The sequence below is a fragment of the Polaromonas sp. P1_F1 genome (assembly GCF_056405795.1).
This window is the reverse complement of sequence record NZ_JBFUBJ010000001.1, coordinates 529,243-549,468: the sequence shown is the minus strand read 5'-3', so window position 1 is coordinate 549,468 and position 20,226 is coordinate 529,243. Positions and strand designations below refer to the sequence as shown.

Genomic DNA, 20,226 nt, shown 5'->3' with positions numbered 1-20,226 from the left:
AACGCCACGCTTCAGCGTCCCATCATGGGCAGGTTCAGCCCGTTGTCTGTGGCGCTTTGTTTCGCGATGTCATAACCCGCGTCGGCATGGCGCATCACGCCGGTCGCCGGGTCGTTGAATAGCACACGCGCGAGCTTTTCCGACGCCTCGGCAGTGCCGTCGCACACGATGACCACGCCCGAGTGCTGCGAATAGCCCATGCCGACGCCGCCGCCATGGTGCAGGCTGACCCAGGTTGCGCCGCTGGCGGTGTTGAGCAGCGCGTTCAGCAACGGCCAGTCGCTCACGGCATCGCTGCCGTCTTTCATGGCCTCGGTCTCGCGGTTGGGCGAGGCGACGGAGCCGCTGTCCAAGTGGTCGCGGCCGATCACGATGGGGCCTTTGAGCTCACCGTTTTTCACCATCTCGTTAAAGGCCAGGCCTGCCAGGTGACGCTCGCCCAGTCCTATCCAGCAGATGCGCGCCGGCAGGCCCTGGAAGGCGATGCGCTCTTCGGCCATGTCCAGCCAGCGGTGCAGGTGCTTGTTGTTGGGAAAGAGTTCTTTCATCTTCGCGTCGGTTTTTTGGATGTCTTCCGGGTCGCCTGAGAGTGCCACCCAGCGGAAGGGGCCGACGCCGCGGCAAAAGAGCGGGCGAATGTAGGCGGGCACAAAGCCGGGGTAGTCAAAGGCGTTTTCGACGCCGAAATCCTTGGCGACCTGACGCAGGTTGTTGCCATAGTCCACCGTGGGAATGCCCATTTCGTGGAAGGCCAGCATGGCTTTGACGTGCGCCACGCAGGATTCGCCAGCGGCTTTTGTCAGTGCGGCGTGCTGGGCAGGGTCTTTTTGCGCGGCGCGCCATTGCGCGACCGACCAGCCTGCGGGCAGGTAGCCATTGATGATGTCGTGGGCAGAGGTCTGGTCAGTGACGATGTCGGGGCGTATGCCGCCGGCTTTGGCGCGCTTGACCAGCTCCGGAACGATCTCCGCCGCGTTGCCGCACAGGGCGATGGAGACGGCTTCTTTGCGCGAGGTGTGGTGCTTGATCATCTCCAGCGCTTCGTCAAGGTCTTTGGCCTGCTTGTCGACATAGCGCGTGCGCAGCCGGAAGTCGATGCTGGACTGCTGGCACTCGATGTTGAGCGAGCAGGCGCCGGCAAAGGTAGCGGCCAGCGGCTGCGCGCCGCCCATGCCGCCCAGGCCGGCGGTCAGCACCCAGCGGCCTGCGAGATCGCCGTTGAAATGCTGGCGGCCGGCTTCCACAAAAGTTTCATACGTGCCCTGAACGATGCCCTGGGTGCCGATGTAGATCCAGCTGCCGGCCGTCATCTGGCCGTACATCATCAGGCCCGCGCGGTCCAGTTCGTTGAAATGCTCCCAGGTCGCCCACTTGGGTACCAGGTTGGAATTGGCGATCAGCACGCGCGGCGCGCCCGTGTGGGTGCGGAACACGCCGACCGGCTTGCCCGACTGCACCAGCAGGGTTTCGTCGGCTTTGAGTTTGCGCAGGGAATCAAGGATGGCGTCAAAGGCCGGCCAGTTGCGGGCTGCCTTGCCAATGCCGCCGTACACCACGAGCTCGTCAGGGTTTTCGGCGACTTCCGGGTCCAGGTTGTTCTGGATCATGCGGTAGGCCGCCTCGATTTGCCAGTTGGCGCAGGTAAGGGTGCTGCCGCGGGGCGCGCGCACGGGGCGGGCCTTGCTATCCAGAAAAGGGGTTTGGGAAAGATCGGACATGAGACTGCTCCGGAGAAGACGGGATAACAGGGGAATTTCACAGCACCAGAAAAAAGGAATCAACCGGCGACAGGATAAATCGTAGTTGTCTATACAACTTGTGTCAACTGCGGTAATCTATGGTTTGTGCGCAAAAGCCGGGCCGGCAACCCTGACCGGCCGATGAAAGGTCGGGACTTTTGCGGTGACAATGATTTTTTACACACGCGAGCACTCCGCTGAACCATGGCCACCACACCACTGCCTGCCTACGGTCAGGTCAAGGCATTCATCAAAAAACGCATCAGTGCCGGCACCTGGAAGCCCGGCGACCCGGTGCCCAGCGAAGCCGTGCTCATGGAGCAGTTCGGCGTGAGCCGCATGACGGTCAACCGGGCGCTGCGCGAGTTGATGGGCGAGGGCATGGTTACGCGCATCCAGGGCTCCGGCACTTTTGTGGCGGAGCTGCACCGCATTTCCTCCACACTGACCATTCGTGACATTCATGAGGAAGTGGTGGAACGGGGGCACGTACACACTTCGCGCGTGCTGCTCGCTGAATCTGAAAAAGCCAGCGCCGACCTGGCGCGCACCCTGGGCTTGCGGCCGGGCGGGCGGGTGTTTCACACGATATTGATTCACCTGGAGAACGGCGTGCCGATTCAGTATGAAGACCGCTATGTGAACCCGGCGGCGGCACCTGATTATTTAAAGACCGACTTCACCCAGACCACACCCACCCACCATTTGCTCGAGCAGGCGCCGCTCACCGAGGCCAGCTATTCCATTGAGGCCTGCCTGCCCTCGGCGTTGGAGGCCAAACACCTGGACATCAAGCCCGCAGAGGCGTGCCTCGCCATGATGCGGCGCACCGTGAGCGGCAGCAACATCGCCAGTGTGGCGCGCCTGGTGTACCCAGGCTCTCGTTACAGTTTTGCCGGGAAGTTTCAGGCATGAGCCCGCCGGGCTGTCCCATGGGCTCATACCCCAGCGCTGTGGCGCGGAGGTTTCCTCAATGAGCTGGAACATCGTGCGGCTGGTCGACATCCCCGCGACGCCGTGGCGCAATGGCGGTGGCGTCACGCGTGAGCTGGCCATGTGGCCAGATGCGGGTGACTGGGCGTGGCGCATGTCGGTGGCGGATGTGGACAAGAGCGGACCGTTTTCGAAGTTCGAAGGCATCGAGCGCTGGTTCGCGGTGCTTGAAGGCGCGGGGGTTCACCTGGACGTAGCGGGTGTGCCGCACCGCGTAACAGCCAGCGACGCGCCGCTCTTTTTTGATGGCGCTGCGGAAACCGGTTGCGGCTTGATTGACGGCAAGACGCGCGATTTCAACCTGATGGTGCGCCGGGGCAACGCGCCTTCCCGCATGGTTCGCGTGGCAGGACGTTTTTCAGAAACCCTGCATGCTATGAAAACGATAGCTGTGTACGCATACGGATCAAGCGCTACAGTGTTATTTGATGAAGAAGTTTTGCAGCTGGAACCAGCGGCGCTGGCCTGGCGCACGGTAACGGGTAGCGCTGCGGTTCGCATCGCTGCAGAGCAAGCCCTCTGGATGGAGATACCCGCATGAGCCTGCAACTCTGGACCAACTGCCGCGCGGCCACGCTGCAAGCCGGCGCCGCACAGCCTTATGGGTTGATTGAAGATGCTGCGCTGGTGGTGGAGGGCGAATCCATCGTGTGGGTGGGCCCACGTGCTGATGTGCCTGCAGACCTTTTCGCTCGCTGCACAACGCAGCATGACGCCGGCGGTGCATTGGTCACTCCCGGTCTCATCGATTGCCACACCCATCTTGTCTACGGTGGCGACCGCGCCCACGAATTCGAGTTGCGCTTGAACGGCGCGACCTATGAAGAGATTGCCCTTGCCGGTGGCGGCGTCGCCTCGACCGTGAAGGCGACTCGCTCCGCCAGCACGCAGCAACTTCAAGCGCAGAGTGCGGCCAGGCTTCAACGATTGATTGCCGAAGGCGTGACCACACTCGAGATCAAGTCCGGCTATGGCCTGGCGCTGGAGCATGAACGCAAGACGCTGTCGGTGGCGCGCGCGCTGGGGAAAACCCATGCGGTGGATATTCGCACCACTTTTTTGGGTGCCCATGCGGTGCCGGCTGAATTCGCCGGGCGCACTGACGCCTATGTTGATGCCGTACTGGAAATGCTGCCGGCGCTGCACGCCGAAGGACTGGTTGATGCGGTCGACGCGTTTTGCGAGCGCATTGCTTTCAGCCCCGCGCAGACCGAGCGGGTTTTTGCCGCGGCCAAGGCCCTGGGCGTTCCTGTCAAGCTGCATGCCGAGCAGCTCAGCGACAGTGGTGGCGCGCAGCTCGCGGCGCGCTATGGCGCGCTCAGCTGCGACCACCTGGAGTGGTTGTCGGCTGAGGGCGCGCAGGCGATGGCGGCCGCCGGTTCCGTGGCGGTGCTGTTGCCCGGTGCGTTTTATTTCTTGCGTGAAACGAAGTTGCCGCCTATGGCCTTGCTGCGCGAGCACGGCGTGGCGATGGCGATTTCTACCGACTGCAACCCGGGCAGCTCGCCCTGCACCTCTTTGCTGCTGATGCTCAACATGGCGTGCACGCTGTTCCGCCTGACGCCTGAAGAAGCGCTGGCCGGCGTCACGCGCCATGCCGCCGCTGCGCTAGGTCTGCGCGACCGGGGCGTGCTGGCCGCCGGCATGCGGGCTGATTTTGTGCTGTGGGGTGTTGAGCGGCCGGCGGAGCTGAGCTACGCCTTTGGCGCGAACCCGCGCTTTCAAACAGTTTTCAAGGGCCAGGTCTTATGAACGAACGCTCGAGCGAAGTTTTTACATTGCACCAGGGTACGGTTCCGCTGCTGGTCAGCATGCCGCACATCGGCACCGAGATACCGGCCGAACTCAAGGGCGGCTACACCGATGAAGCCCTCCGGGTCGAGGACACCGACTGGCATTTGCATCTGCTCTACAACTTTTTGCCGGCGCTGGGCGCCAGCGTGTTGCGGCCGCACTATTCGCGTTATGTGATTGACCTGAACCGCCCGCCCGACGATGTGCCCATGTACCCCGGTGCATCCAACACCGAGCTGTGCCCCACGCACTTTTTCAGTGGCGCGCCGCTTTACAAAGCAGGCCACGAGCCCGCACCCGAAGAACGCGCGCGCCGTCGCGAGGCCTACTGGCAGCCCTACCATTCGGCACTGGCCGGTGAGCTGGCGCGGCTGAAAGCCCAGCACGGCTTTGCCTTGTTGTGGGATGCGCACAGCATCCGTTCGCAAATTCCCTGGCTCTTTGAAGGCAAGCTGCCCGATCTCAACATCGGCACGGCCAGCGGTGCGAGTGCGAATGAAACCATCACCGCTGCAGTGGTACAGGCCTGCGCCGCCGCGCCCCATATCACCACCGCCGTTAACGGCCGCTTCAAGGGGGGCTACATCACGCGCCACTACGGCCAGCCGGACAGCGATGTGCATGCCGTGCAGCTTGAGATGTGCCAGAGCCTCTATATGCAGGAAGCGCCTCCCTACGCGTACGACGAAATGCTGGCATCGAAAGTTCAGCCTTTGTTAGAGAAAATGGTCTTCAGCGCCCTGCTGGCTTGCGTGTGCTGCTATGAAAAGTGAAGCAAGCCGGTTTTTCACCGAAGCGGCCTGGGTGCAGGGTGCATGGGCCAAAGACGTACTGCTGACGGTCGCCGGCAACGGCACCTGGCAAAGTGTGGAGCCCGGCGCCACGGCGCAGCAGCAAGAAGGCGCCACGCGTCTGCCTGGCCCGATCCTGCCTGGTTTGGTCAATGCGCACAGCCATGCCTTTCAGCGCGCGATGGCGGGCCTGACGGAGCGGCGCAGCGAGGGCGCCCATGCATCCGACGATTTCTGGAGCTGGCGCGACCGCATGTACACCGCGGCCAACCGCATCACGCCCGAACAGCTCGAAGCGATTGCAAGCCAGCTCTATGCCGAGCTGCTGGCCGGCGGCTATACCCAGGTCTGTGACTTCCACTACCTGCATAACGACATCAGCGGCGCGCCCTATGCCAACCCGATAGAAATGTCGCTGGCGCTTGTGCGCGCCGCGCAGCGCACGGGTATTGGCCTCACCTTGCTGCCCACGCTCTACATGCGCTCGGGCTTCAAGGCAACGGGTTTGCGGGAAGACCAGCGCCGTTTTTCATCGACGCCCGAGAGCGTCATGCGCATGGTCGAAGACATCCAGCGCCAGACAAAGGGCGACGCGCGCATCAATACTGGTGTGGCCGTGCATTCATTACGCGCGGCCAGCCCGGCTGCGCTGCATGAGCTCACAGGCGCAGCCAAAGCAGCCGGCCTGCCGGTACACATCCACATCGCTGAGCAGACGCAGGAAGTCGATGACTGCCTGGCGCACACCGGCCAGCGCCCGATTGAATGGCTACTCAACAACGCCGATGTCGATGCCCGCTGGAACCTGGTGCACGCCACTCACTCGACACCGGCCGAGTTGCAAGGCGTGCAGGGCAAAGGCGCCTCCATTGTGATTTGCCCCGCAACTGAAGCAAATCTGGGCGACGGCGTGTTTGATTTGCCGGCCTACGCAGCCGCAGGCGGCAAGTGGTCCATAGGCTCCGACAGCCACGTCACCCGCAGCTGGCCTGAAGAGCTGCGCCTGCTGGAATATTCGCAACGCCTCACGCTGCGTCAGCGCAACATCGCCGCCCGCATCCTGGGCCACGAGAGCAGCGCGGCTGGCTTGTTCGAATCCGCACTGGTGGGCGGTTTCCCCGCAACTGGCCGGATGCAGGGTGGTTTCGCGCCCGGGCATCGGGCGGACTTCATGACGCTGGATCCCGGTTCGCCCGCGTTGCTGGGTGTGCCGGTTCACCATCTGCTGGATGCGCTGGTGTTTTCGAGCCCAGGCGGAGTGGTTGGCGAGGTATTTGTAGCCGGGGAGCGTGTACTGGCCAGCGGGCCAGGTGCAGAGAAAAGGCGGCAGCTCGCAGAAAACTTCAGCCAGGCCATGCGCGAACTATGGCGTTGAAAGGTCAAAGGTCGCCAGTTGCACTTTTATGTGCGAAATAGCGTTCCGGGCCAATAGTGACGGGCGCAAGCAGCTATTAAAACAGGAGTATGTGGTACCACCAACAGGAATCGAACCTGTATCTAGCGCTTAGGAGGCACTCGTTCTATCCATTGAACTATGGCGGCACTTCTCTTGGAGAAGCTGCAATTGTATTCGGTGGCGAAAGCCGGCCTCGCCCTCAGGAATCACCTCAGTCGTAAGGCACGGTGAAGATCAGGTCCACCGCGCTTTGCTGGCCGGCCTGGGCGCGCACGGTGAAGCGTTGCGAGAGGTCGTAAAACACGTAGAGCGTGCCCAGTGCGCCGGTCACGGTGCGCTCATAGGCGGCGTAGAAATTGCGCGAAAAGCGCTTGCCCAGCGTGACGGCGCCTTCTGTCGTGGTGCCGTCCGTGTTGCTGGATGCGCCGCGGTAGGACAGCTCGTCCAGTCCCAGCGAGGCAGCCAGGCCGCCCGACATGCCGCCGCCTTTGCTACCCAGCAGGGCCAGGGCGGCCTGCTGCAGTAGCGCGGCTTCGGCTCCGCCTGAAGCCGACGAGCGGCCCACCACCAGCCACGAGAGTTTTTCGGCGTCGGGCAGCTCGGGTTGCGCGTACAGGCGCACGCGCGGCAGCAGGGCGGTGCCGGTAATTTGCACGCCCACGCGCTGCGTGAGGTTGGGGCGAATCGCCAGGATATCGAGCGAAGGGTTGTCGATGGCGCCGGTAAAGCGCAGCATGCCTTGCTCCACATCCAGGCGCTGGCCGTAGGCGCGGTACTGGCCGCCTGCCGTGTTGATGGTGCCGTTGAGCCGGGGCTCGCGCAGCGTTTCACCGCTCAGGGCCAGCGTGCCGCGCACACGCGTGTCTATGCCCTTGCCCTGGATGCGGAAGTCGCGGCCCAGGTCAAGCTCCACCGCCAGTTTGACGGGGCGCGCGTCGCGGTCGGCGATTTCGTCGCTGGTCTGCGCGGGTGCCTTTTGGCCCGCCGCCGCGCCGCGGGTGGTGCGCACCACCACGTCGTCGCCGAGTTGCGGCGTACCTTCGTCGGGCAGGATGATGCGGGCCTGGTCGATCACCAGCTTGCCGGTGAGTTCAGTTTGTTGTCCCTTGAGGCCGGCCTGCACCTCGCCCGATACCGTCAGTTGCCGGTCGGTACGGATGCTGGCCCGCAAGCTTTCGAGCCTGGCCGTGAGCTGCACCTGCGGCTTGCCCTCCACCCAGCCGGCTTCGCCCTGGGCCGTGAGAACGCCGCCCGTGCCCTTGTCGCCCGCGCCCTGCAGCGTGAACTCGTTGATGCGCATGCGCGTGCCGTCGAGTTTGGCGCGCAGGCGGCCGTTGCCGAATTCGATGCCGTCTACCACCGAGCGCAGGGCGAGGTCGTTGGCCTGCAGGTCGCCGGCCAGTTGCGGCGCGGCGCGGGTGCCGCTGATCGCGACGTCAGCGCCCAGCGAGCCGCGCAGCCGCCAGCCCGGCGGCGCCAGCACTGACCACACGCCGATGCGCGGCAGCTGGGCGCGCAGCTGGCCGGCCAGCGGTGCATCGGCCGGCCAGAGCCAGCCGCCGCCGGCGGTGGCTGGCGCGCGGGCCAAACGGGTCCTGAGCTGGCCGTCTGCCGTGCCCGCGCGTTCGCTGTCCCAGCGCAGCGCCAGCGTGACGGCCTCGCCTTCGCTTTGCAGCGAGAGGCGCGCTTCCTTCACGCCGGCCGCCACGCGCGCCGCCATGCCTTGCACGGTTTCGGCTTGCACGGTGATGTCGCCGCTGCTGCGTGCGAGGCTGACTTTCAGGCGCAGCGTGTCACCCAGCGTGGCGTCCCAGTCGCCATCCAGCAGCAGGGTGCCGCCCAGGCCTGCGCCGGCCATTTGCGGGCCGGCCAGCAGTTCTATCCAGGCCAGCGGCAGGCCGCTGAGCTTGCCGGCGGTGACGAGTTCACGGCCCGGCCGCCAGCGAACCGGTTGCCACGCCAGCGTGGCCTGCGAAGGGGCACTGGTGGATGCGCCCGAAGGCGGCGCGACCAGAAGGGCTTCTCCCGCGCCGCTTTCAAACAGGTCACCATTGCGCGCGGGCGTCCACTTGAGCGGCACGGTGCTGCGGGTCTTGAGCTGCCAGGCCCCCTTGCCCAGCGTGGGGTCTTCCACACTCACACTGAGCTGCTTGACCAGGCCTTGCCACGCGGATTCAGCGAGCGGGGCGTTGCGTGCGGCGCCGTTGTTGAGTCGCCCGCCTTCTGCCGCCAGCTGCAGGGTGTAGCGGCGCTGGCCTGCTTCCATGCGGCCTTGCGTGGCCAGCTGTGCCTGGCTCAGGCGGCCGGAAAGCGTGGCCTGGAAGGCGCGGATTTTCAGGGCCTCTGCGGTAGCGACTGGTGCTGTTCCTGCTGTGCTGGAAGTTGTCGCAGCGGCGGGCGCAGGCGTTGCCATGCGCCAGTCAAGTGAAGGCAGGTCCAGCCGTGCCTGCAAGGCCGGATCTTGCCAGCCACCTTGCCAGCTGGCTTGCAGTTCGGCGCTGCCGCTCGCCGATGCGCTCTTCAATGATGCGGGCAGGCCCGGGAGTTTTTGCAGCCAGCGCAGGGCTTGCGCCATGTCGCGGCCGCGCAGGCTCACGTCGCCTTTGCCGCTGGTTTGCCGCAGTTCCCCTTGCAGTTGAGCGTCCAGTCCGGGGGCTGTCAGTGTGAGTTTTCCCTTGCCGCCTTTTGCGCTGGGTTGGGCCTCAAGCTGACCTGCCAGCTCGGCGTCGTCGGTGCGTACGCGCAGAGCCGACAGCACCAGCGTGCCGCCGGCCTGTTCGGCATTCCAGCTGCCGGTGGCACTGGCATCGCGCAGGCGCAGCTGGCCCAGCGGATTGTTCCTGGCGCTGGCGTCATTGCGTGCTGCCTGCACGTTTGCGTCAAAGCTTATGACCGGGCCCTGGCTGCGGATGTCGGCTTTGCCGTCCAGCGGCAGCGGCGCCAGTTGGCTGTGCAAGAGGGCCGGGTTGACGTGTTGGAGCGTTGCCCGCAGCTTCCACGCGGGTGCTGCAAGGGATGTGGTGGGCGCATCAGCCCACTCGCCGCTGGCCAGCAGCTCGCCGCCGCCCAACTGAGCCTTGAGCGTGCGCACCATGGCCATGCCGCTACGCCACTCGCCTTGGATTTCCAGCCGATCCAGGGGCAGCTTGTGCTGGTCCCAGGGGCCAGGCAGGGAATTGGCCAGTTGCAGTTGCAACTGCCAGGCGGATGTCGATGAAGCGCTTGCCGGTGAACTTGCAGAGGCTGCAGGCCGCACGTTGGCGCTGCCCGTCAGCAAGGTTTGTGGGCCTTCGGGCCAGAAGGCTGCTACATCCAGATCACGAAAATCCGCATCAGCTTGCGGCAGGGGTTGTGGAGCCCAGGGCATCACGCGTGCTGTTGCAGTTGCCTGTGGTTGCCGCTGGTTTTTGCGGGGTGATGTGGCGGAAGGCTGAGCGCTCACTTGCAGCTCGGCCTTCACCAGCAGTTCGGTGAGGGGGCCGTGGGCCGTGGCTTTGAAAGCCAGCGGCACGGGCGCTTTTGTGCCGGGAATCTGCGTGTCCAGTGCGCCTGCCAGACTGGCATCAAGCTTCAACGGGCTGTGTGACGATAAGGTCGCGCGCCCGTTGTAGCGGCCGTGCGCTACCTGCGCGCTGAGCAATTCCAGCTGGTGGTCTATGCCCTTGAACGCATAGTTTCCAGTGATGGCGGAGGCTGAAAACGCCGCGCCGCCCGTCCATTGAAACTGCCCGATGGAAAACCCGTCAAGCACCACCGGCAGCGGCAAGCCCAGCGCTGAAGGCGGCACCGACGGCGTGGTCGAGGGCGAGCGTTGATCGTTGACCTGCACGCTGGCTGCAGCCAGCCGGTTGACCTCCAGCGTGCCGTGCAGCAGCGACCACGGTTGCCAGGCGAGGGTGACATCTCTCACATCCACACGCAAGCCATCTTGCTGCCACACCAGTTGGTCAACATGCCCGCCCGCGCGTAACGAGCCTGTCACGCGTTCGGCGCTCAGCGGCTGGGTTCGAGCGATCCAGTTCAATGCGGTGGCCAGTGAGCCGTCGGTGCCGGCCCACCACCAGGCGCCTGCAGTGACGCCGATAGCCAGCACCACCACGCTGCCTGCGGTCCAGGCTGTGACGCGCAGCCAGCGCCGTGGTGGGCGTGCAGGCCCCGGTGCGGCTGGAGGAATCGAGGTCTTCGGCGTGTCCATCAGAAAACAAATCCCACGCTGACGTGCAGGCGCAGCTGTTTGACTTTCACACCATAGGCCAGGTCAATCTGCAGCGGCCCGATAGGGCTTTTCCAGCGCACGCCGGTGCCGATGCCGACGGAAGGTTTCATGTCTTTGGGGTTGTCTGCCACGGCGCCTGCATCGATGAAGAAAGTGTTCTCCCATTCGCTGGGCCGGCCGTCGCGCAGCATCGGGCGCTGGTATTCCACGCTGCCCACCGCCATGTAGCGGCCCGGCCCAGTCACACCGTTGTCCAGTTTGATGCCGATGTCACGATAGCCGTAGCCGCGGACGGTGGTGTCGCCGCCCGTTCGGAACAGCAAGGTGCCGGGAATGCGCGCCGAGTCTTTGGCTAGCACGGCGCCGCCCTCGGCGCGCATGGCGATGCGGCCCCGCTCCAGCGGCACAATGCCGAGCCAGCGGCCCACGGCGCGGGTGAGAGGCAGGTGCTGCGACCCCATGGTGCTGCCGGCGCCGAGTTCAAAGCCCAGGCCGTAGCCCTTGCTCGGGAATGGCAGGCTGTCGAAGTAGCGACCCGTCCAGACATAGTTGGCGGTCAGGGCCGAGCCGTCGCCGATATCGGCGGCGGAGCTGTTGATCTGGCCGCTGCCGCTTACGCTCGCCCTGTCGTATTGCAAATAGATGTTGCGGTCTATGCGTTCGCCGGCCTGCGTGCGGCCAAAGCGCAGGCGCCCGGAGCGGGTGACGAGCTCGTTGTCGTCGACACGTTCGGTGCGCGCCAGGGCCACCCAGCGCCAGCTGGCCTCATCGGGAATCGAGGTCCATTCGGTCTGGGCGAAAGGTGATTTCTTTTCGAGTTGCAGTTTGGTGACGGCGCGCCAATTGGTGCCCGGCACTCGCAGGTGTGTGTGCTCAATCGAGGCGCGCGGCCCGCTGTCGGTGGTAACGCCCACACCCAGGATGATTTTTTGCAGTTTGGCTTCGCGCACCTGTACCTGGACGGGCGCTGCCTGCGGATCGCTTTCGGGATCGACAAAGATGTAAGCCGAATCGAAATAACCGCTGGAAGCCAGTCGCTGCTGCGCTTCGGTCAACTGCTTCTGGTCGTACACGGCGCCGGCATTGAGGCGTGCCAGGCGCGGCACCAGCACCGGGTCGTAGCGCTCGACACCTGTTACCTGCATGGGGCCCAGGCGGTAGAGGGGGCCGGAGTCGAGCTTGAGGCTCAAGGCTGCGCTGTGCTCCGGTGCGTCCACATCGGCCAGGCTGCCTGCCAGCTTGCCGGCCGGGTAGCGGCGGGCAACCAGGTCGCGCAAGGCCTGTGTCTTGGCGCTGTCCCAGGCGTCCTGCGTAAAGCGTTGGCCTGTGGGCAGACGCCAGTCGCGCTGGATTTCCGCGCGCTGGGTCTGCGCATCCGGGTCGGGGGATTCGGCAATATCGCCTGCAAAGTCGATGGTTACCGGCCCGACCGTTGTAGCCTGACCCGGCTCCACCGCGACCACAATGGTCGGCCGCTGGCCTGACCCCGCGGCAGTGCCGCCTTCTCGCGTAATGGCGATGGTCGGGCTGAAATAACCCAGCGTGCCCACCAGGTTGCGCACATTGCGCTCGGCCAGCACGATCAGGCGGGCCAGTTCGGCCTCGTCCAGGTCGGTCACAGCGCGGTAGCGTTGCAGCTCAAGGTGTCTTTCGAGCAGCTCCTTGATGGGCTGCGGCGCGCGCACCGCGATGTCGAAGGCCGTAACTTCAGGCTGAGCGCCGGTTGGGCCGGTGGAGCCTTGCGGTGTGGGCTCCGGCGTGACTTTCTGAGGAGGCGGAGGTGGGGCTGGCGCGGTTTGTGTGACGCCGGAAGGCGGTGTCGCTGTGTTGCCGGACTGCGCAGGCGCAGCTGTTTGCGCGGCGGCCAAAGGCGCCAGAAATATCGCAAAGAGGGCGAAAGCAGGGATGAAGCCGGCGCTGGTCGGCAATCCTGCCGGGGTGGCCGTCCGTGCGCAGTGGGTACTGTGGGTACTTGGATGGGTCACGAAGGCAGTTTACTTGAACGCCCCAGCGCTCAGGCGTAGGAGGCGAACGCTACTTCGAGAGCATTCGCATGGCCTCTTCCAGCCCCTTGATGGTCAGCGGGTACATGCGCTGGTTCACCAGTTGCTGGATCACGCTGATGCTCTGGCGGTATTGCCAGACACCCTGCGGTTCGGGGTTGATCCAGGCGAATTTGGGGAAGGCGTTGGTCAGGCGCTGCATCCATTCGGCGCCGGCTTCTTCGTTGTTGTATTCCACGCTGCCACCCGGCTGCAGGATTTCGTAGGGGCTCATGGTCGCATCGCCGACGAAGATGAGTTTGTAATCCTTGTTGTACTTGCGGATGATGTCCCAGGTCGGGAATTTCTCGCTGAAGCGGCGGCGGTTGTTCTTCCACATGAAGTCGTAGACGCAGTTGTGGAAGTAATAAAACTCGAGGTGCTTGAACTCGGCCTTCACGGCAGAGAACATTTCCTCGACGCGATGGATGTGCTCGTCCATGGTGCCGCCCACGTCCATCAGCAGCAGCACCTTCACATTGTTGTGACGCTCGGGCACCATCTTGATGTCCAGCCAGCCGGCATTGGCCGCCGTGGAACGTATGGTGTCGTCCAGGTCCAGTTCTTCGACATTGCCTTGGCGTGCGAACTTGCGCAAGCGGCGCAGCGCGACCTTGATGTTGCGTGTGCCCAGCTCCTGAGTGTCGTCGTAGTCCTTGTAGGCGCGCTGGTCCCAGACTTTCACGGCGCTTTTGTTGCGGCTTTTCTCCTGGCCAATGCGTATGCCTTGCGGGTTGAAGCCGTTCGCGCCAAAGGGCGATGTGCCGCCCGTGCCTATCCATTTGCTGCCGCCTTCGTGGCGCTCTTTCTGCTCTTCAAAACGCTTTTTGAGCGTTTCCATGAGTTCGTCCCAGCCCATCTTCTCAATCTTGGCTTTTTCTTCGGGGCTGAGTTCCAGCTCGAGGTTTTTGCGCAGCCATTCGAGCGGGATGTCTTTGGTGAAGTCGGCCAGCATTTCCACGCCTTTGAAGTAGGCGGCAAAGGCGCGGTCGAATTTGTCGTAGTTTTTTTCGTCTTTCACCAGCACCGTGCGGCTGAGGTAATAGAAGTCATCGATCTTCCAGGCGCCTTCGCCCTCGTGCGCTTCGAGCTTGTCGCTGTTTGGGCCGACGACGCCTGCCTGCAGTGCTTCGAGCAGCATCAGGTATTCCTTGACGGAGACCGGCAGCTTGGCCGAGCGCAGGGTGTAGAAGAAATCGATCAGCATGGAAAACTCCTTGGCGGCGCTTCAGGCTCTTGGCTTATCCAGAAGATAAAGCAATTGCGCCTTGACTTCAGGCCATTCGCCAGCTGCAAGGCTGTACATCACGGTGTCGCGTATCGTGCCGTCGCGGCGCAGGGCATGGCCGCGCAGTACGCCGTCCTTGCGGGCGCCCAGTCGCTCGATGGCGCGCTGGGAGGCGTGGTTGAAGTTGTCGGTGCGCCAGCCCACGATGTTGCAGCCCAGGGTTTCAAACGCATGCGTGAGCATCAGCAGCTTGCAGGTGGTGTTGACATGGGTGCGCTGGCAGCGTGCGGCGTACCAGGTGTAGCCAATCTCGATGCGCTTGAGGTTGGGCACGATGTCGTGGTAGCTGGTGGAACCCAATACTTCGCCAGAGGCGGCGTCCGTCACGGCGAAGGCGAAGCGATTGTCTGTCGCCAGCGCGGTTTCAATATAGCCGCGCGTCTCATGGGGTTCGGGCACCGAGGTGACGCGCAGCTTCCAGAGTTCGCCGTCGGCGGCTGCGGCCTTAAGGCCTGCTTCGTGCGCCAGCGCCAGCGGTACGAGGCGTACGCCTCGCGCTTCCAGGGTCACGGGTTCGACAAACGCCATGCTTACTTCTCTCCTTCGGGTTTTTGCCGGTTCCTCCAGCGTCGGGCCACTTGCAGCCCCAGGCCGCCGCCCAGGCCCACCAGCACGATGCCCGCGATGGCGCCGTTGCCGTAGCCGGCTTCAAAAATGTCGAAGCCGAGCAGATGGCCGGCCCAAAAGCCGAGAAGCGCGCCGCCGACAAAGCCGACCGCGTCCGACAGGCCTTCGATCAGCAGTGATTTTTGGTTCATATGAGTTAGCTCTAACTGGCGACAATAATTTTGCGGATTGGCTGCAGGGTCTGCGGATCTAGTTCATCAAGGACTGTGAGGGCTAGCCGAAAAGATTGTTGATTTTTCACAGTTACCTATATGTCACCGTACTGCACCTTGATCAGCTGCAATTCCGCAATAGGTTCTGTGATGTACATGTTGTTCAGCGATTGTTGCGCTGCATGAAAACCAGCTTCTCGAACAGGGTCACGTCCTGCTCGTTCTTGAGCAATGCGCCCACCAGCGGCGGCACGGCGACCTTGTCGTCCTTGCTTTGCAGGGCGTCCAGCGGGATGTCTTCGGCGACCAGCAGTTTGAGCCAGTCCAGCAACTCTGAGGTCGACGGTTTCTTCTTCAGGCCAGGCAGGTTGCGCACGTCGTAGAAGGTCTTCATGGCTGCGGTCAGCAACTCTTTCTTCAGGTCGGGGAAGTGCACGTCCACGATCTGCTTCATGGTGTCGGCGTCGGGGAATTTGATGTAGTGGAAGAAGCAGCGGCGCAAAAACGCGTCGGGTAGCTCTTTTTCGTTGTTGGAGGTGATGAACACCAGCGGCCGGTGCTTGGCCTTGATGAGCTCACGCGTTTCATACACATAGAACTCCATGCGGTCAATTTCACGCAGCAGGTCGTTCGGGAACTCGATGTCGGCCTTGTCGATCTCGTCGATCAGCAGCGCGACCGGCGTTTCCGAGGTAAAGGCCTGCCACAGCACACCCTTGACGATGTAGTTGTGGATGTCCTTGACCTTTTCGCCACCGTCCACGGTCGACAATTGCGAGTCGCGCAGACGCGACACCGCGTCGTATTCATACAGGCCCTGCTGCGCCTTGGTGGTGGACTTGATGTGCCATTGCAACAGCGGCAAGTTGAGCGCTTCGGCCACTTCCTCGGCCAGCATGGTCTTGCCGGTACCCGGCTCGCCCTTGACGAGCAGCGGTTTTTTCAGGGCGGCGGCGGCATTCACGGCCAGCATCAGATCCTGGGTGGCGACGTAGTTCTTGGAACCTAGAAATTTCATGTTCTTGGGGGGAGGAAGTGAAAATTGAAAGGGCGTTTGCGCGGGTTGCCGGCAAGGGGTGCCCGGTCTCGGCAGGCCCAGATATAATCCAAGGTTGTTTTATACGATGAATTCCCACCTGATTGTGCGCGCAAAATGAATAAGCTGTTCACCACGATATTCGCCGTAACTGTCTCTTGCGTGACGGTTGCAAGCCTTGCCCAGGAGATCAAGGGCGATGCCAAAGCCGGCGAAACCAAGAATGCCATGTGCATCGGCTGCCACGGCATCAAGGGCTACCAAGCCTCTTTCCCCGAGGTTTACAAGGTCCCGATGATTTCAGGCCAGGGCGCCAAATACATCGTCGCCGCGCTCAATGAATACAAAAAAGGCGACCGCAAACATCCCACCATGCGCGCCATTGCCGATTCGCTGACCGACCAGGACATCGCCGACCTCGCCGCGCACTACAGTGCTGACGGTGTGGTGGCCGGCGCCGCAGAGCTGCCGGCCAAGCCGGCCAAAGAGCCAAGCGCGGAAGTCCAGGCCCTGTTGAACAAGGCCAACTGCGCGTCTTGCCACGGCGCCAACTTCAGCAAACCGATTGATCCGGCCTATCCCAAGATTGGTGGTCAGCATGCTGACTACCTGTTCGTGGCGCTCAAGGCCTACAAGACAGAAAACAACCCCAAGGTTGGCCGCGGCAATGCCATCATGTCCGGCATGGCCAAGCAGTACACCAATGTTGAGCTGAAGCAATTGGCCAACTACCTGTCGTCGGTAGACGGCGACCTGAAGACCATTCCGCAGAAAAAATTCCGCTGAACCGGAATCTTTCGCTCAACAAAAAAGCCGCTGTATCAGCGGCTTTTTTTATGGGCCCGGTCTGTATGCGTTTTCACCAGCAGGGGCCGCTGCGCATTACACGAAGTGAAAAGCGTGGGGGCTCAATCTCTGGTTGCCCTGCGCTGCACGCAGTCGATGTAGGCCGCGCCATCGGGCGGGCGTCCGGCGCGCTGGCTCTCCCAGACCATCTGCCCCAGGCAGTCCATGGTTTCGTGGTGCGCATCGTGCAGCGAGTTGCGTTTGGCCGTCAGCAGCTCGACGGCCTGGCGAATTCCGCGCGGCTGGTCGATGGAGCATTGCTCGCTGATCGACAAATGCATGGACAGATGCAAAAAGGGGTTGGTCTTGCCCGCTTCCACGTCGTACATTTTTTCGAGCGCACTGTCGGCGTCGGCAAAGTCCGCATGGTATTCGGGATGCTCTTCAATCCATTGACTTGCTATGGTTTCGATAGCCTCCATCGGTTGTCCGGCGAGGGCTTTGGCATAAACAGAGCAGAAAAACCGGCGTACGTCGGCTTGCGAGGGAGTGAACATGGTGAAAGGTTATCACGCAGAGGTTTTCCAACGCCGGCGTGGTGGTTTGCTTATCAGTGTTCGGGCCACGGGGCTCACCGGCCCTGTCCTACAGACAGTTTTTGCACCTCTGCCTACATTACGAATCACAGTGGCGCAGTTCCGGGGCAAGGCTACTTCATAACGACCCACAAGCCCGGCGAGGAGATTTCACATGAACGCAGCACGCATCACAGGCATTATCCTGATCGTTTTGGGCCTGGCCGGTTTCTTCACCGGCGGCTTCAGCTTCACCAAAGACACGACCGCCGCCAAGCTCGGCCCCATCCAGCTGACCGTGAAAGAAAAAGAGTCCGTCAACATTCCCCAGTGGCTCAGCCTGGGCGCCATCGTGCTGGGCGCAGTAGTCCTGGTCGTTGGCTTTAAAAAGTCATAGTCCCACGCTCTGTCCCACCCCAGCGGGGGCCGCGGGACTGGCTTTGCCAGACCGCAGGCGCCGTCCCCTAGAGGGGAGAACAGGCTACACGCAGTGAGCCTGGACAGGGGTGTACCTAAATCAACATGCGCGAGATTGCCCGCGCCGCCGCCAGCAGTTGCGGCAGCATCGTTTCCTGCATGGCTTTGGCGCTGGTGCGGTTGGCCTGGCCACTGATGTTGAGCGCTGCCACTGTCTGGCCGGCGCGGTTGGTGATCGGTGYGGCCATCGACACCAGTCCTTCCTCCAGCTCCTGATTCACCAGCGACCACCCCTGCTTGCGGGCCTGCGCGATCCTGGCCATGAGCTCCTTCACATCGGTCACGGTGTACTTGGTGCGTGCCGTCAGCTCTGAGGCCTGCAGGCATTTCATGATTTCGGCCTCAGGCAGGGCCGACAGCAGCATCCGCCCCATCGACGTGCAGTAAGCCGGCAGGCGCGAGCCCACGCCCAGGCTGATGCTCATGATCTTGTGCGTCGGCACACGCAGCACGTAGACGATGTCCGTGCCGTCCAGAGCCGCGGCCGAACACGACTCCTTGACCTCCGCGACCAGCGCTTCCATCACCGGCTCAGCCAGGTTCCAGATCGGCATGGAGGACAGATAGGCAAAGCCCAGATCCAGGATGCGCGGCGTGAGGCTGAACAGCTTGCCGTCGTTGTGCACGTAGCCTAGCGTCTCCAGCGTCAGCAAAATGCGGCGCGCGCCCGCACGGCTCAAGCCACTGCGACCGGCCACTTCAGTCAGTGTTTGCCGCGGTGCTTCAGTGCTGAACGAGCGTATAACCTCCAGCCCGCGCGCAAACGACTGGACGTAGGCGTCTCCGGGCTTCGGGCCGGTAATGGACGTGGATGCAGCGTTTGCCATGGTGATCAAAATCTCCTAGAATTCATTATACGAACTCTTGTTCTTATGTCGAACAATATTTAAGTGGTGGCTCAATGATTTCTGCAAGCCGCCCGCAGCTGGAGACTTTGGAATGATCAACAAAATTGCCGCCTCCGTCGCCGACGCGCTGGCGGATGTGAAAGACGGCTCAACCGTGCTGATTGGCGGCTTCGGCACTGCCGGCATCCCCAATGAGCTGATCGACGGCCTGATAGAGCAGGGCGCCAAAGACCTGACGGTCGTCAACAACAACGCCGGCAATGCCGAAACGGGCCTGGCGGCGCTGCTCAAGGCCGGGCGCGTGCGCAAGATCATCTGCAGCTTTCCGCGCCAGGCTGACAGCCAGGTGTTTGACGGCCTGTACCGCAGCGGCAAGCTCGAGCTCGAACTCGTGCCGCAAGGCAACCTGGCCGAGCGCATACGCGCCGCGGGCGCCGGCATAGGCGCCTTCTTCTGCCCCACGGGTTATGGCACCGAGCTGGCGCGCAACGCCGACGGCAGCGCCAAGGAAACCCGCGAAATCAACGGCAAGCAATACGTGCTTGAGATGCCTATCCGCGGTGACGTGGCCCTTATCAAGGCTGAGCGCGGCGACCGTTGGGGCAACCTCACCTACCGCATGGCCGCACGCAACTTTGGCCCGGTAATGGCGACCGCGTCGGAAAAGACGATTGCCACCGTGCACGAGATCGTCGAGCTCGGCGCGCTGGACCCCGAAGCCGTTGTGACCCCGGGCATCTTTGTCCATCACATCGTGAAGATTCAACGCACCGCCACGCAAGCAGGCGGTTTTAAAAAGGCGGCATGACCATGACCTACCAACGCCGTACCAAAGACCAGCTCGCAGCCCGCGTCGCGCAAGACATTTTTGACGGGGCCGTCGTCAACCTCGGCATCGGACAGCCCACGCTGGTAGCCAACCATTTGCCGGCCGGGCGCGAGGTTATTCTCCAAAGCGAAAACGGCATTCTCGGCATGGGACCTGCGCCTGCCGAAGGCGAGGAAGACTATGACCTGATCAACGCCGGCAAGCAGCCGGTAACGCTGCTCAAGGGTGGCTCCTTCTTCCACCATGCCGACAGTTTCGCGATGATGCGCGGGGGCCACCTCGACATCTGCGTACTGGGCGCGTTTCAGGTCTCGGCCACGGGCGACCTGGCCAACTGGAGCACCGGCGAGCCAGGCGCGATTCCCGCAGTGGGTGGCGCCATGGACCTCGCCATAGGCGCGCGGCAAACCTGGGTGATGATGGATTTGCTGACCAAGCAGGGCGCCAGCAAGCTGGTGCAGCAATGCACTTATCCGCTGACCGGCATCGCCTGCGTCAAGCGTGTGTACTCCGACATCGCCACGCTGGAATGCACACCGCAGGGTCTGAAGCTGATCGACACCGTCGAAGGCCTCACACACACCGAACTTGAAAAACTGGTGGGCCTGCCGATTGCGGCCGCCTGATCTCACTTCTC

General features: G+C 63.0%; 18 protein-coding genes and 1 tRNA gene. 9 read left to right on the top strand and 10 right to left on the bottom strand.

The window, feature by feature from the left end; translation table 11 throughout:
* Window positions 1-11: 11 nt before the first annotated feature.
* Complete coding sequence (gene hutU, locus AC1DZE_RS02715; protein ID WP_477668327.1) at window positions 12-1,718, bottom strand: urocanate hydratase; 1,707 nt, start codon at window positions 1,716-1,718, stop codon at window positions 12-14.
* A 225-nt stretch (window positions 1,719-1,943) separates the two neighbouring features.
* Here hutU and hutC point away from each other — a divergent pair, with 225 nt between their 5' ends.
* From hutC to AC1DZE_RS02690, 5 genes are read left to right on the top strand one after another with little or no spacing between them, the layout of a single operon-like run.
* Window positions 1,944-2,654, top strand: a complete 711-nt coding sequence (gene hutC, locus AC1DZE_RS02710) for a histidine utilization repressor (protein WP_477648331.1) — start codon at window positions 1,944-1,946, stop codon at window positions 2,652-2,654.
* 58 nt (window positions 2,655-2,712) lie between these two features.
* Window positions 2,713-3,273 (top strand): HutD/Ves family protein, encoded by a 561-nt coding sequence (locus tag AC1DZE_RS02705; protein WP_477668326.1) that lies wholly within the window; start codon window positions 2,713-2,715, stop codon window positions 3,271-3,273.
* Complete coding sequence (gene hutI / locus AC1DZE_RS02700; RefSeq protein WP_477668325.1) at window positions 3,270-4,484, top strand: imidazolonepropionase; 1,215 nt, start codon at window positions 3,270-3,272, stop codon at window positions 4,482-4,484. Before AC1DZE_RS02705 ends, hutI begins: the two co-directional genes overlap by 4 nt.
* Window positions 4,481-5,299 carry an N-formylglutamate deformylase gene (hutG, locus tag AC1DZE_RS02695; RefSeq protein ID WP_477668324.1) on the top strand — a complete coding sequence of 273 codons (819 nt, stop codon included), beginning with the start codon at window positions 4,481-4,483 and terminating at the stop codon, window positions 5,297-5,299. Before hutI ends, hutG begins: the two co-directional genes overlap by 4 nt.
* Window positions 5,289-6,692 (top strand): formimidoylglutamate deiminase, encoded by a 1,404-nt coding sequence (locus AC1DZE_RS02690; RefSeq protein ID WP_477668323.1) that lies wholly within the window; start codon window positions 5,289-5,291, stop codon window positions 6,690-6,692. Before hutG ends, AC1DZE_RS02690 begins: the two co-directional genes overlap by 11 nt.
* Before the next feature lie 92 nt (window positions 6,693-6,784).
* Here the strand turns inward: AC1DZE_RS02690 and AC1DZE_RS02685 are convergent.
* The 7 genes from AC1DZE_RS02685 to AC1DZE_RS02655 form a co-directional block, all read right to left on the bottom strand.
* Window positions 6,785-6,859 (bottom strand) — tRNA-Arg (locus AC1DZE_RS02685).
* A gap of 65 nt (window positions 6,860-6,924) precedes the next feature.
* Window positions 6,925-10,908, bottom strand: a complete 3,984-nt coding sequence (locus AC1DZE_RS02680; RefSeq protein ID WP_477668322.1) for a translocation/assembly module TamB domain-containing protein — start codon at window positions 10,906-10,908, stop codon at window positions 6,925-6,927.
* Window positions 10,908-12,914, bottom strand: a complete 2,007-nt coding sequence (locus AC1DZE_RS02675; RefSeq protein WP_477699751.1) for an autotransporter assembly complex protein TamA — start codon at window positions 12,912-12,914, stop codon at window positions 10,908-10,910. Before AC1DZE_RS02675 ends, AC1DZE_RS02680 begins: the two co-directional genes overlap by 1 nt.
* 49 nt (window positions 12,915-12,963) lie before the next feature.
* Window positions 12,964-14,178, bottom strand: coding sequence for a vWA domain-containing protein (locus AC1DZE_RS02670; protein ID WP_477668320.1), 1,215 nt, complete (start codon window positions 14,176-14,178; stop codon window positions 12,964-12,966).
* Window positions 14,179-14,199: 21 nt separating this feature from the next.
* Window positions 14,200-14,787, bottom strand: a complete 588-nt coding sequence (locus tag AC1DZE_RS02665) for a GNAT family N-acetyltransferase (protein ID WP_477699750.1) — start codon at window positions 14,785-14,787, stop codon at window positions 14,200-14,202.
* A gap of 2 nt (window positions 14,788-14,789) precedes the next feature.
* Entirely contained in the window at window positions 14,790-15,017 is a 228-nt protein-coding gene (locus tag AC1DZE_RS02660) for a hypothetical protein (protein WP_477668318.1), read from the bottom strand.
* A gap of 184 nt (window positions 15,018-15,201) precedes the next feature.
* Window positions 15,202-16,056, bottom strand: coding sequence for an AAA family ATPase (locus tag AC1DZE_RS02655; protein ID WP_457282248.1), 855 nt, complete (start codon window positions 16,054-16,056; stop codon window positions 15,202-15,204).
* A 135-nt stretch (window positions 16,057-16,191) separates the two neighbouring features.
* Here AC1DZE_RS02655 and AC1DZE_RS02650 point away from each other — a divergent pair, with 135 nt between their 5' ends.
* Window positions 16,192-16,860 (top strand): c-type cytochrome, encoded by a 669-nt coding sequence (locus AC1DZE_RS02650; RefSeq protein WP_477648343.1) that lies wholly within the window; start codon window positions 16,192-16,194, stop codon window positions 16,858-16,860.
* A 122-nt stretch (window positions 16,861-16,982) separates the two neighbouring features.
* Here AC1DZE_RS02650 and AC1DZE_RS02645 read toward each other — a convergent pair whose 3' ends face one another.
* Window positions 16,983-17,417, bottom strand: a complete 435-nt coding sequence (locus tag AC1DZE_RS02645) for a DUF1841 family protein (protein ID WP_477668316.1) — start codon at window positions 17,415-17,417, stop codon at window positions 16,983-16,985.
* A 193-nt stretch (window positions 17,418-17,610) separates the two neighbouring features.
* Between AC1DZE_RS02645 and AC1DZE_RS02640 the strand changes: the two genes are divergently transcribed.
* Window positions 17,611-17,832, top strand: coding sequence for a hypothetical protein (locus tag AC1DZE_RS02640; protein WP_457282237.1), 222 nt, complete (start codon window positions 17,611-17,613; stop codon window positions 17,830-17,832).
* 115 nt (window positions 17,833-17,947) lie between these two features.
* On the opposite strand, the gene AC1DZE_RS02635 is transcribed toward AC1DZE_RS02640, so the two are convergent.
* A complete protein-coding gene (locus AC1DZE_RS02635; protein WP_477699749.1) occupies window positions 17,948-18,739 on the bottom strand; it encodes an IclR family transcriptional regulator in 792 nt (263 codons plus the stop codon).
* Between the two features lie 112 nt (window positions 18,740-18,851).
* Here AC1DZE_RS02635 and AC1DZE_RS02630 point away from each other — a divergent pair, with 112 nt between their 5' ends.
* Together AC1DZE_RS02630 and AC1DZE_RS02625 are read left to right on the top strand one after the other, a co-directional pair.
* Entirely contained in the window at window positions 18,852-19,568 is a 717-nt protein-coding gene (locus AC1DZE_RS02630) for a 3-oxoacid CoA-transferase subunit A (RefSeq protein WP_477668314.1), read from the top strand.
* On the top strand, window positions 19,565-20,215 hold the full coding sequence (locus AC1DZE_RS02625; protein WP_477668313.1) for a 3-oxoacid CoA-transferase subunit B: 651 nt from the start codon (window positions 19,565-19,567) through the stop codon (window positions 20,213-20,215). The genes AC1DZE_RS02630 and AC1DZE_RS02625 overlap by 4 nt, the downstream gene beginning before the upstream one ends.
* The last annotated feature ends 11 nt before the right edge of the window (window positions 20,216-20,226 follow it).